We start from the raw sequence: 12,138 nt of genomic DNA, 5'->3' as shown, positions 1-12,138 counted from the left end.
TTTCGCGGGCAAGCCCACTAATCAGTCATAGACAAAAAGAGTCAAATCACTAGCAAAAAAACTCAACTAGCAAAAAATGTATCGGCAACCATTCAGACGGAAGAATGAACAATCACCGACGAAAAATACTCACACCCGAACATTAGAACCGAAACCCGAAGGCCCGGAACATCATTCGACATGCGAAGTACCAAATAATTTGGCACTGACATTCATCGACACACTGTTGAGTTCTCAAAGAACACGTGCACACCTTCGCATCAACCAGTGTCGAATGCTCCGGGGCAAGGGTTACAATCTTAGCTTATGCACCACCGGGAAGCAAGTTCCCGATGCCAGTGCTTGTCTCCGACTTCGTCCTACCGCGTGTCCCCGGCCTCTCGGTCGGGGTTGGTGTCCGTGTCGCTCTGACTTGGATAAAGTTACGCGACGGAAAACGGAGCGTCAAACTCCCAGGTCGCGGATGATCATTGTGTTAAATCCGCTGGTAGCTCGCTTGCAGGCGAGCCACCAGCGGGCTCAGGAGTCACTTTAGGCAACTGTGACCCCACACACGTCAGTTCGCCAGTACTTTCACGCCGGCAAAGTTGCGCTTTCCGCGTCGTACAACCAACCAGCTGCCGTGTAGGAGATCCGTGACGGCCGGCTCCCAGTCCTCAGCTGACACCTTCTGGTTGTTCACCGATGCGCCACCCTCCTTCACAGCGCGCCGGGCAGCGCCCTTGCTTTCGCATAATCCGCTGGCGACAAGAAGGTCGACGATCGTCCGCGGCTCCCCCGGTGCCAGTTCACTGACCGAGGCTTCCTTCAACGCAGCGGCCAGAGTGGATTCGTCGAGCTCCGTCAGCTCGGCTTTTCCGAACAGTGCCTGGCTGGCCAACTCCACTGACCGTGTGTTGTGCTCGCCGTGAACCAATGTCGTCATCTCCGCCGCAAGACGCTTCTGTGCCTCTCGAGCATGCGGGCGTTCTGCGGTAGCAGTCTCGAGTTCTGTCAATTCCTCTGCACTCAGGAACGTGAACCAACGCAAGTACTTGATGACATCGGCGTCGCCGGTGTTCACGAAGTACTGGTACCAGGCGTACGGGCTGGTCATTTCCGGATCGAGCCACAGGCTGCCGCCGCCGGTGGACTTACCGAACTTCTTTCCGTCAGCCGAGGTCACCAGCGGGACGGTCATCGCATGGACACTTTCGCCATCCACGCGACGGTTGAGTTCGACGCCGGCGATGATGTTGCCCCACTGATCCGAGCCGCCCACCTGCAAGGTGCAGCCAAGATCGCGTCGGAGGTGAAGGTAGTCGTTTGCCTGAAGCAACATGTAGCTGAACTCGGTGTATGACATCCCGTCGGATTCGAGACGACGCTTGACGGTGTCACGCGCGAGCATGACATTCACCGAGAAGTGTTTGCCTACGTCGCGCAAGAAGTCGATGGCCGACATCTTGCCGGTCCAGTTCATGTTGTTCTCGATGACGGCGCTGGTCGGAGAATCGTCGAAGTCCACAAATCGTTCGAGTTGGCCGCGGATTCGTCCGGCCCAGTCAGCGACGGTATCGGCCGAGTTCATCGTGCGTTCCCCGACGTCGCGGGGGTCGCCGATCAGACCGGTTGCGCCACCGGCAAGAACGATCGGGCGGTTACCGGCACGCTGAAAACGCTTGAGCGCAAGAAGGGGAACCAAATGTCCGGCGTGCAGGCTCGGCCCTGTGGGGTCGAACCCCGCATAGAGCGTGACCGGTCCGGCCTCGAGATCCTTACGCAGATCGTCGAGATCAGTTGATTGGGCGATGAGCCCACGCCAGGTCAGTTCGTCGAGAATATTCTCAGTCACGGGCTAGATCATCCCACCCTCACGAAAGGGCGGGCGCTCGCGGGCTTCGACGGTAGGCCGACACCGCCGGCGAATCAGGAATCCACAGCCGCCACGGGATCTCCGCTGCCGAGCTGACACCGACCCGGGGCCCCGCTACCCAGTTGTCCGACTCGCTCAGGTCCAGTCGAATTCGTGAATCCCGATCGAAGACATCAGCCCCGTTGTCCGCCAACGTAATTCCTGCTGCGGACCCGAGATTTCCCGGTCCGCGCGCCCAATCGCGGGGCGGACGATCCGGTGAACGACGGCCGGAGACAATATCGTGGCCGGCTTCGACCTCTGCTGCGCGGAGGAGTACTCCACCGGCCACCCCGGCCGGACCGTACGAGATGTTCATGCAGAAATGCATCCCGTAGCTGCGGTACACGTACAGCAAACCTGCGCGCTCGAACATCACCCGATTACGCGGCGTCCGCCCCCGATAGGAATGTGCTGCCGGGTCCGGCCACGGTCCGTCCTTCTCCCCGCCGTATGCCTCCACTTCGACGATCCGAAGGCTGACGTCGTCTACTGACAGTGTCGAACCGAGAATGATCAGTCCCGCCTCCAGCGGAGAAGTCACGCTCGCCAACTGCTTGATGCTCACCATTCGATTGTGCCTTCCCCCTTGACGCTGGGGCGCGTCCGGTTTCACAATTCAACATGTGATGAATTAACGGAATCGAGGTTCACCGTGACCACAGCACCTGCCATCGACATCCGAGGACTCACCGTCATCCGTGGAAAGCAGGAGGTTCTCCACTCCATTGATCTGCAAGTATCCGCCGGATCCGTCACCGGACTACTAGGCCCGTCTGGTTGCGGCAAGACAACACTGATGCGAGCGATAGTCGGAACTCAGATCGTCAAGAGCGGCGACGTACGAGTTCTCGGTGATCAAGCCGGAACACCGGCACTGCGTCGACGCGTCGGCTACGTCACCCAATCCCCCAGCGTCTACGGCGACCTGACTGTCAGCCGTAACGTCCAGTACTTCGGATCGCTGTACGGAAAGTCCGGTGCCGATGTTCGGGCCGCAATCGACGCGGTCGGGCTCACTCGCTACGCGGACCAGATCGGCGCAGACCTGTCTGGCGGACAGATCGGACGCGTGTCACTGGCCTGTGCTTTGGTTGCCGATCCCGATCTGCTGGTTCTCGACGAGCCGACCGTCGGACTCGACCCCGTCCTTCGAGTTGAACTCTGGGAGAGATTCGCTGTACTTGCCAAGGGCGGAACTACCCTGTTGATCTCCAGTCACGTCATGGACGAAGCAGATCATTGCGCCGAACTGATACTGATGCGCGACGGCTTCCTCCTTGCGCAACTCACGCCCGACGAACTTCGCGCGAAGACCAGGTGCGAACGCCTCGAAGACGCGTTCCTGGAACTCATCCGTACCTCGCCGGTGGGAGGCGAAATATCATGAGTGTCACCATCTTCGGAGCAACGACAGTTCGCATTCTCATGCAACTGCGTCAGGACCGCCGCACAGTTGCCATGATCTTGTTGGTTCCGTCGCTGTTGATGATCCTGCTCTACTTCCTCTACGTCGACGTCCCGACAGCGCCAGGCGCAGTACCGCTGTTTCAACGGGTCGCCATCACTATGCTCGGGATCTTGCCTTTTGTCGTGATGTTCCTGGTCACTTCCATAGCAATGCAGCGTGAGCGCAGTTCCGGAACCCTCGAGCGACTACTCACCACCCCGATGGGCAAACTTGACCTTCTCGCTGGATATGCCGCGGCGTTTTCGTTGTCGGCTGCGGCCCAGGCGGCCCTCGCGTGTGCCGTTGCCTTCGGGTTTTTGGGTCTCACTATCGCCGGAAGCCTCGGCTGGGTGATAGTCATCGCCGTACTGGGCGCAATCCTCGGAGTGGCGCTCGGTCTGTTGGCCAGCGCTTTCGCAAAGACCGAGTTCCAAGCCGTTCAGTTCATGCCGGTGGTCGTGGTTCCACAGCTGTTCCTCTGCGGACTCCTGGTTCCGCGCGACCAGCTACCGACTTGGCTCGAATGGATCAGCAACGTCCTACCGCTGAGTTACGCCGTCGACGCACTTCAGCAGGTATCGATACACGCCGATGCCACCGGCCAAATGTGGCGCGACCTCGCGGTGATGGCTCTCTTTGCCGCGGCCGCCCTCACACTAGCCGCTGCAACGCTGGACCGCCGAACCCCATGAGCAGCAACAACATACCGTTGCGGCCGGGGCGGCGGCCGGGAAAGTCCGAGACCCGGACGCAGATCCTCGAGAGCGCCAGACGCGCATTCTCGCAAAACGGATTTGCACGAACCACGGTCCGCGCCATCGCAACCGAAGCCCAAGTCGATCCGGCCCTGATACATCACTACTTCGGCAGCAAGGAGCAACTGTTCACCGCCGCAATCGCCCTACCGCTGGATCCGAAGAAGGTTCTGGCCCCGGTTCATTCGTCGACAAGCGACCAACTGGGTACGAGCCTGTTGACTGCCGTCCTCGGCGTGTGGGAATCGGAGCATCAGGCCGCCATTCTCGCCGCATTTCGCTCGGCCATTTCCGGCGAAGGAACCCGACTGATTCAGAGCTTCCTTCTGAACATCGTCCTGCGGGACATCATCCCGCGGGTGGATTCACCGGCCGGGACAGGAATTATTCGAGCCGAATTGGTGGCGTCGCAGATCGCTGGACTCCTGGTCACTCGCTACATTCTCGAGCTTGAACCGCTGAAATCGCTGAGCGTCGACGCGTTGGTACCGCTGGTAGCTCCGAACCTCCAGCGGTACCTTACCGGCGAACTACCGATCTAACCTTCTGCCTTGGCGAGCAACTTCTCGTGCTCGTCGTCTGCAACATCGCGCGCTTCGTCGATCAGCAATACCGGGATACCGTTTTCGATCGGGTATGCGCGTCGCAGACGAGGGTTGTAGAGCAGCTCGTCCCCGACCAACAGCAGTGGACCCTTGTCTTGCGGGCAGGCCAAAATGCTGAGCAACGTCGAATCAATAGCCACGTTTATCCTCTCGAACCGAACACGAACCGATCAGGTTCAGGCTACCTGCTGAGCCGATACTCACCGCGAACCCGTACCCATCCTGGTTGGCATCAATTGCGCCGCAACTGCCTTGGTCAGCCGCTTGTACGACTGGGTTTCGGAGTCGAGATACCAGGTCCGCGGTCCCGGAGCCGGAAGCCCGGCCGCTGCGAGCACGGCGGGATTGGGCCGGAACGAGGATCCAACGGCGATCTCGTCGACCACGTGCACGATGTCAGGACGCGCATCGAAGTCGAGGTGATCCAACGTCTCGGCGAGTTCTGCCGCACGGAAATTGCGGCCGGGCAAACAGGTCACCGCGGCGACAGCCAACTGGAACGGTGCCTCACCTAACGCGTACGCCACCGCAAGGTCCACCCGCGAGACACTCGACAGTGCGTCGACGATCGGAGCGGTGAAGACGGGTCCACGCAACGTCGAGATCACCGTGTTCTTGTGGTCGACCAGCCAGTAGTCTCCGTCGGAATCACGGCGGAACAGGTTTTCAGTGGGTATCCAGGAATCTCCGGCCTCGAAGAGTCCGCGCATGGCACCACCGGACAGATCGGCATTGAATCCTGCACGACCCAGCAACAACCCGACCTCGTCGTCGGCGCACTCGCGGACAAACCCGTCCTCGTTCTCGAGGATCCGGCCGCTGAGCGGGTCGTACGCCGCAAGTCGCACCCGCGCACTACCGGGCAACGGACGTCCTTTGCACCCGATCTTCGATCCGGCCACATTCGCGAGGATCACGTCACCTTCGGTTGAGGCGTAGAACTCGAGGATCTGAGCAGGATCGAACGCCTCGGTGGTGCGCTTCCACAGCCCCGGCGGCATTCCGGATCCGATGAACAACCGAACGGGATGAGTACCGTCGAGCAGGAGAAGATCCTCGTCGAGAATCTGGCGCATCATCGACCACGTGTAACTCACCACGGTGACGCCGTAGCGATGGATCTCCTCGACAAATCGAGCCGGGTCCAGCCCCCTCGACAGCGCGATCCGGCTGCCACCTGCCATTGCGCCGCCGATTGTCGCCAGCAAACTTGACGAATGATGGAGCGGCGCAAGGCAATACACGGTATCGCCCCGGTCGAGGTCGGCAGCCGAGGCCGTACCGAATGCCGACAACGCCCACCGGTAGTTGGTAATCTGCTTGGCTTCGAGTCGGCCACCGGATTCCGCGAAGATGATGAAGGCAAGTTCGCGCGCAATCCCCGGATCAGGCCTGTACCAACCCGGCAGACTGACCGTCGTCGGGTCGATCTGCTCGAGATCGATGACGTCGTGCGCGGAATCCACGCTCAACCCGCGCGCGTCACCGCCGCCGAGTACCAGTACCGGACGCCCAGCTGCGAGCACTTCCTGAACGTTTTCCGGATCGGTGATAATCCGATCGACATTTCCGAGTTTCACCGCCGTCGCAATGTCGCCGCCCGGTGGGAGCATGACTGCAACAGCTCCGAGTCGCGACAGCGCGGCGATAGCAGCGAGTGCACTCGGCCGGGTCTCCATGAGAATGCCGACGTGCGCTGCCGGGCGCACTCCAACCGAAATCAAACCGCGAACAACGTTGTCGATGCGGATGTTGACGGCTTCGTAGGTATGGACCCGGTTGTCGAAGAGGAAGCACTCCCCTGCCGGAGCCTTACGGCGCTGCTCGGCCAAGAGCGCACTGAGCGAAATCTTGGTGTGCGGCTGAATCTGATTGAGCCTGGCCAACCTGGGCAGAGCCCGAGCAGCCTCGCCGGACAATTCGAAAGTCCCGCGCAATGCTCCGCTGGCCAGATCGCTGATGCCCTTGGTCACGCCGACGCCGACCTCGGCTACCGAGGCCACGGTGTGAATGATCCGATTGCTCATCGACACCCCGGTCTCGTCCTCGGGGTACGGGCCCTGCGGCATGCGCTCGACGCGTGCCGGCCGTGTTCCGCCCTGCTCGATCCACTGCACGAACTCGCCTGTTGTCGGCCACGTGTGATTTGCGGCGACGGAACCAACGACCAGGCCGAAATGACCAGCGCGCAAGGTTGATTCGTAGACGTCAGCTCGCGGCGCTGCCTGCGTGATCCCGCGGACCGCTTGGGGCTGCCCGATGTCGTCGACCTCGCCGACAAATGCCAGAACGGGACAGGTGATCGACGCAAGCGTCACCGCTTGATCCTTGATGACGAACCCGCCGGACATCATCCGGTTGTGCACGACAAACTGCTTGAGCAGTTCGGCAACAGCGGGCCCGGACCAGCCGACCCATCCCTCCGTCGCCAGGAAGCGTCGTTGCTGTTCGCGCGGCAGGAGTGCCTCACGATCGTGAAGTTGCAGTAGGAAGTCGACACGCGACTTGAGCGTCTTGACGGGATCGAGCAATTGGAAGCCTGTCCGGGCCATCCACCCCGTGACCGCCAGCCTGTTGAAGACGTGATCCGCGAGGAAGTCTGCTCCCCACGTGGCTATCCCGGCCGGAATACCGAATGGGAGCGCCGCAAGTGTGTCGACGGGACTTCCGAAAGTGATGAGACTGGCGATGTTTCGGCTCTGCCGATATGCCGCAGCTTGGTAGGCGAACATTCCGCCCTGCGAATACCCGGACAGGTGAACGTCTTTGCCGGTATGCCGATGAACGTGATCGACGATCTCACTGAGCGCGATGATGTGGTCTGCAAGATTACGGCCCCAGCCACCATCCTGTGCGTCAGGTTCACCGAAGTCGACCACCCACGGATCAAGTCCCATCTCGTGCAGGATGCCGACTGCCCCCTGATCGCGCGTCACGTCGTACACACCGGCCGACATCATCATCGGCGGGACCAATACGATCGGCGGACCGGTCTCCCCTGGATCGGTGTCGGGAAAATACCGCCGCAGACGGTACATCGGCGCACGTTCGACGATCTCGAACGGCGAGGTTGTCAGATCCGTCTCGAGTCCACCCAGACGAACAACCTCCAGGCCGTTCTGCGCTGTCGCGACCACCCGCCGAAGCGGACCCAGCACCGACTTGGAATTCAATCCCACCATTTCACTCCCAAGTAACTCGCGTCAAAAACTCTGTCGCATTCGTGTCGAGCTAAACAAGCCTACTGCCCCCGAGAACACGTACGCGGCCAGTGAGGAAAAATCCTCTCTGACCGCGTACGACAACACCGACAACCGATGACTGATTTAGAGGGGCCACTCTCGCAGCGACTGAGCCAGCGTGCGTACGCCGTTCAGTTGCTCGGCCACCCGGACACCTGCGGTTCCGCCACGTGCGTTGCGTGAGGCGATGGAGCCCTCGACGGTCAGCACTTCCCGAACAGCAGGCGTCAACGACGCGTCGACTCCGGCCAGTTCCTCGTCGGTCAGATCCTCGAGTCCAACGCCGCGAGCCTCGGCGACACGCACACACGCGCCCGCGGCCTCATGTGCAACACGGAACGGAACGCCCTGACGGACCATCCATTCCGCGATGTCGGTGGCCAACGTGAAGCCGGCCGGAGCCAACTCCGCCATGCGCTCGGTGTGGAACTCGAGTGTCTGCACCAGGCCGGTGATGGCCGGGAGCAACATTTCGAGTTGCGCAACGGAATCGAAGACCGGTTCCTTGTCCTCTTGCAGATCGCGGTTGTACGCCAAGGGCTGCGCCTTGAGCGTCGCCAACAATCCCGTGAGGTTGCCGATCAGACGACCCGACTTACCGCGCGTGAGCTCGGAAACATCCGGGTTCTTTTTCTGCGGCATGATCGACGATCCGGTCGACCACGCGTCGGCGAGCGTGATGTAGCCGAATTCCGGTGTACTCCAGATGATGACCTCTTCGGCCATCCTCGACAGGTCGACGCCGATCATCGCCAACACGAACGCAGCCTCGGCAGCGAAGTCGCGCGACGCCGTGGCATCGATCGAGTTCTCCGCCGAGCTGTCGAACTTCAGTTCTGCCGCAATGGCTTCGGGGTCGAGACCGAGCGAGGAACCGGCGAGCGCGCCGGAACCGTACGGGGACACCGCAGCTCGCACGTCGAAGTCACGCAGACGCGCAACGTCACGCAACAACGGATGTGCATGTGCCAGGAGGTGATGCGCGAGCAACACGGGCTGAGCGGCCTGCAGGTGCGTCTTACCCGGCATGACTGCGTCCGGATGTGCAGCCGCCTGAGTGGCAAGAGCGTCGACGACGTCGAGCACTCCGTCCGCAACGCGGCGCACCGCATCACGGAGCCACATACGGAACAGCGTCGCCACCTGGTCGTTGCGCGAACGGCCGGCACGCAGACGCCCACCGACCTCGGGACCGACTCGTTCGATCAAGCCGCGCTCGAGTGCGCCGTGCACGTCCTCGTCGGACTCGCGGGGCCCGAAGGCACCACTTGCGACGTCAGCGGCGAGGCGCTCCAAACCGTCGAGCATGGTGGCAAGGTCGGCTTCGCTGAGGAGACCGGCCTTGTTCAGCACGCGAGCATGAGCCTGCGACGCCCGCACGTCGTACGGAGCCAGAACCCAGTCGAAGTGAGTCGACTTACTCAGGGCCGCCATGGCGGCGGCCGGTCCGGATTCGAACCGCCCGCCCCACAACGCGCCTTCATTAGTGCCGTGTTTTTGGGCGTCTCCGACACCGTGCGCAGTCATTCTTTACAGACCCAGATCGCGCTTCGCGGCGACCTTCGACGACAGACCGTGGATCTCGACGAAGCCCTTCGATGCGGACTGGTCGAAGCTGTCGCCCTCGTCGTACGTTGCGAGGTTGAAGTCGTACAGCGACTCGGGGCTACGACGGCCGTTGACCGTGATGGCTCCACCGTGCAGGAAGAGACGGATGTCGCCGGTGACGCGTTCCTGCGTCTTCTCCACAAACGTGTCGAGAGCATCCTTGAGCGGGGAGAACCACAGGCCGTCGTAGACCAGCTCGGACCAACGCTGCTCCATCTGACGCTTGTAGCGACCGAGTTCGCGTTCGAGGGTGACGTGCTCGAGTTCCTGGTGAGCGGTGATGAGCACCATCGCACCGGGAGCTTCGTAGATCTCGCGGCTCTTGATGCCCACGAGGCGGTCCTCGACGACGTCGAGACGGCCGACTCCCTGAGCGCCGGCGCGGCGGTTCAGTTCCTGGATGGCTTCGAGGACGGAGACCGGACGGCCGTCGATGGCAACCGGGCGACCCTTGTCGAAGCTGATGATCAGCTCGTCGGGTGCGTTCCAGTTGGCTGTCGGATCCTCGGTGTAGTCGTAGACGTCCTTGGTGGGCGCGTTCCACAGATCCTCGAGGAATCCGGTTTCGACGGCGCGGCCCCAGACGTTCTGGTCGATCGAGAACGGCGACTTCTTGGACACGTTGATCGGGATGTTGTTCTCTTCCGCGAAAGCGATTGCCTTCTCGCGGGTCCACGCGTAGTCACGAACCGGTGCGATGACCGAGAGGTCGGGCGCGAGGGCGCCGAAGCCGACCTCGAAGCGAACCTGGTCGTTGCCCTTGCCGGTGCAACCGTGCGAGACGATGGTTCCGCCGTGCGAGCGTGCGGCTTCGACGATGTGCTTGACGATCAGCGGACGGCTGATCGCGGACACGAGCGGGTAGCGATCCATGTACAGGGCGTTGGCCTGGATGGTGGGCAGGCAGTACTCGTCCGCGAACTCGTCACGAGCGTCGACGACAACGGATTCGACTGCGCCGCAGTCGAGTGCGCGCTGGCGCACGACCTCCATGTCCTCGCCGCCCTGTCCCAGATCGATGGCGACGGCGACAACTTCAGCGCCTGTCTCCTTACCGATCCAACTGATGGCAACAGAGGTGTCCAGCCCGCCTGAGTAGGCGAGTACGACGCGATCGGCCATGGTGTGTGTGCTCCTTCGGTTGAAAATCTTCTATCAAGAATAAGGGGTCAGGCGAGGGATTCGATCATGGCGCTGAGTTCCGCTCCGGAAAGCGGTTCCCGGGCCATCACGAAGATGGTGTCATCCCCCGCGATAGTCCCCACGATATCGGTCAGCGAGGCACGATCAAGTGCACTCGCCAGGTAGTGCGCAGCCCCCGGTGGTGTCCGGAGTACCGCCATGTTTCCGCTGGAGTCCGTGGACACCAACAGCTCTCCGAGCAGTCGCGACAGTCGATCAGTGCCACCTGACACACCGCGTACGGGGTTACCGTCCTCGGGCACCACATACACACCGGCGCCGCCGTCCGCTGCCCGGAGTTTCACCGCTCCCAGCTCTTCGAGGTCACGCGAGAGCGTTGCTTGTGTCGCCTCGATGCCTTCTTCTCCCAGCAGCGACGCAAGTTCCGTCTGACTGCGAACCGGGTGCGCCGCCAGCAGCGCGATGATGCGCGACTGGCGACCGGCCCGAGTAGGAGCGATGCTCACGCCGCGCCTGCGGTTCTCTGCTCGAGCAGCCAGACCAAAAGGGCCTTCTGCGCATGCAAGCGGTTCTCGGCCTCGTCCCACACAACACTCTGTGGGCCGTCGAGCACCTCGTCGGTGACCTCTTCCCCTCGATGGGCAGGAAGGCAGTGCAGGACAACGGCCTTGGGGTCGGCGAGTGCCAGCAGGTCGGCATTGATCTGGTACGGACGGAAGGGACCGACCCGGTCGAGACCGTCGTTTTCCTGACCCATCGACGTCCACGCGTCGGTGACGAGTGCATCTGCACCAGCGGCAGCTTTCTGCGGATCCCTGGTAACCGTGATCGTGGCGCCGGTTTCCTCGGCCCGCTTACGTGCCGCGTCGAGAATCCACTGTGCCGGTTCGAAGCCCTCCGGACCGCAGATCGTGACGTTGATGCCGGCCGTGACGCCGCCGAGCATCAGCGAGTGCGCCATGTTGTTTGCACCGTCACCGAGATAGGTGAGGTTCAGCCCCTTCAAATCACCCTTGTGCTCGGCCAGTGTCTGCAGATCCGCAAGGACCTGACACGGATGGAACTCGTCGGAGAGTGCGTTGACGATGGGAATCGTTGCGCCCGTTGCCATCTGCTCCAAGCGCTTCTGGCCGAACGTGCGCCACACCACGGCGTCGACGTAACGGGAGAGGACGCGTCCCGTGTCGGCCAATGTCTCCTCGCGGCCGAGCTGCGTGCTCCGACCGTCGACGACAACGGCATGGCCGCCCATCTGTGCGATGCCCATCTCGAAGGAGAACCTCGTGCGCGTCGAGTTCTTCTCGAAGATCACTCCGACGCCGCGCGGCCCCTCGAGTGGGCGACGCGAAAACGGATTCTTCTTGAGCTCGGCAGCCAGGGCGAGGACCTCGGCCTGCTGCGCAGGAGTCAGATCGTCGTCCCTGAGAAAGTGTTTCACCAT

General features: G+C 61.8%; 11 protein-coding genes. 3 read left to right on the top strand and 8 right to left on the bottom strand.

The features are described 5' to 3' along the window. Window positions 1-556 precede the first annotated feature (556 nt). The gene (tyrS, locus tag RG2_RS08630; protein ID WP_033230774.1) at window positions 557-1,834 is read right to left on the bottom strand and encodes a tyrosine--tRNA ligase; all 1,278 of its coding nucleotides are present in this window, start codon (window positions 1,832-1,834) and stop codon (window positions 557-559) included. 19 nt (window positions 1,835-1,853) lie between these two features. Beyond that, window positions 1,854-2,465, bottom strand: a complete 612-nt coding sequence (locus RG2_RS08625) for a DNA-3-methyladenine glycosylase (protein ID WP_051730178.1) — start codon at window positions 2,463-2,465, stop codon at window positions 1,854-1,856. Window positions 2,466-2,549: 84 nt separating this feature from the next. Between RG2_RS08625 and RG2_RS08620 the strand changes: the two genes are divergently transcribed. From RG2_RS08620 to RG2_RS08610, 3 genes are read left to right on the top strand one after another with little or no spacing between them, the layout of a single operon-like run. Continuing rightward, window positions 2,550-3,284 (top strand): ABC transporter ATP-binding protein, encoded by a 735-nt coding sequence (locus RG2_RS08620; protein ID WP_033230775.1) that lies wholly within the window; start codon window positions 2,550-2,552, stop codon window positions 3,282-3,284. Next, window positions 3,281-4,036, top strand: coding sequence for an ABC transporter permease (locus RG2_RS08615; protein WP_033230776.1), 756 nt, complete (start codon window positions 3,281-3,283; stop codon window positions 4,034-4,036). Before RG2_RS08620 ends, RG2_RS08615 begins: the two co-directional genes overlap by 4 nt. After that, entirely contained in the window at window positions 4,033-4,641 is a 609-nt protein-coding gene (locus tag RG2_RS08610) for a TetR/AcrR family transcriptional regulator (protein ID WP_033230777.1), read from the top strand. Before RG2_RS08615 ends, RG2_RS08610 begins: the two co-directional genes overlap by 4 nt. On the opposite strand, the gene RG2_RS08605 is transcribed toward RG2_RS08610, so the two are convergent. The 6 genes from RG2_RS08605 to argF all read right to left on the bottom strand — a co-directional run bounded on the left by RG2_RS08605 (window position 4,638) and on the right by argF (window position 12,138). Next, window positions 4,638-4,844, bottom strand: a complete 207-nt coding sequence (locus RG2_RS08605) for a Trm112 family protein (RefSeq protein WP_033230778.1) — start codon at window positions 4,842-4,844, stop codon at window positions 4,638-4,640. The two genes, RG2_RS08610 and RG2_RS08605, sit on opposite strands and share 4 nt — an antisense overlap. A gap of 60 nt (window positions 4,845-4,904) precedes the next feature. Further along, window positions 4,905-7,886, bottom strand: a complete 2,982-nt coding sequence (locus RG2_RS08600) for an acyl-CoA synthetase (protein ID WP_033230779.1) — start codon at window positions 7,884-7,886, stop codon at window positions 4,905-4,907. 144 nt (window positions 7,887-8,030) lie between these two features. Further along, entirely contained in the window at window positions 8,031-9,473 is a 1,443-nt protein-coding gene (argH, locus tag RG2_RS08595) for an argininosuccinate lyase (protein ID WP_033230780.1), read from the bottom strand. Window positions 9,474-9,476: 3 nt separating this feature from the next. After that, window positions 9,477-10,676 carry an argininosuccinate synthase gene (locus tag RG2_RS08590; RefSeq protein WP_033230781.1) on the bottom strand — a complete coding sequence of 400 codons (1,200 nt, stop codon included), beginning with the start codon at window positions 10,674-10,676 and terminating at the stop codon, window positions 9,477-9,479. A 47-nt stretch (window positions 10,677-10,723) separates the two neighbouring features. Beyond that, window positions 10,724-11,203 (bottom strand): arginine repressor, encoded by a 480-nt coding sequence (locus RG2_RS08585; protein ID WP_033230782.1) that lies wholly within the window; start codon window positions 11,201-11,203, stop codon window positions 10,724-10,726. Then, window positions 11,200-12,138, bottom strand: a complete 939-nt coding sequence (gene argF, locus RG2_RS08580; RefSeq protein ID WP_033230783.1) for an ornithine carbamoyltransferase — start codon at window positions 12,136-12,138, stop codon at window positions 11,200-11,202. The genes RG2_RS08585 and argF overlap by 4 nt, the downstream gene beginning before the upstream one ends.

The sequence above is a fragment of the Rhodococcus globerulus NBRC 14531 genome, assembly GCF_001894805.1.
Lineage (GTDB): Bacteria > Actinomycetota > Actinomycetes > Mycobacteriales > Mycobacteriaceae > Rhodococcus_F > Rhodococcus_F globerula.
Note: the sequence above shows the minus strand (reverse complement) of the source record. Positions and strands in the feature narration are given on the sequence as shown.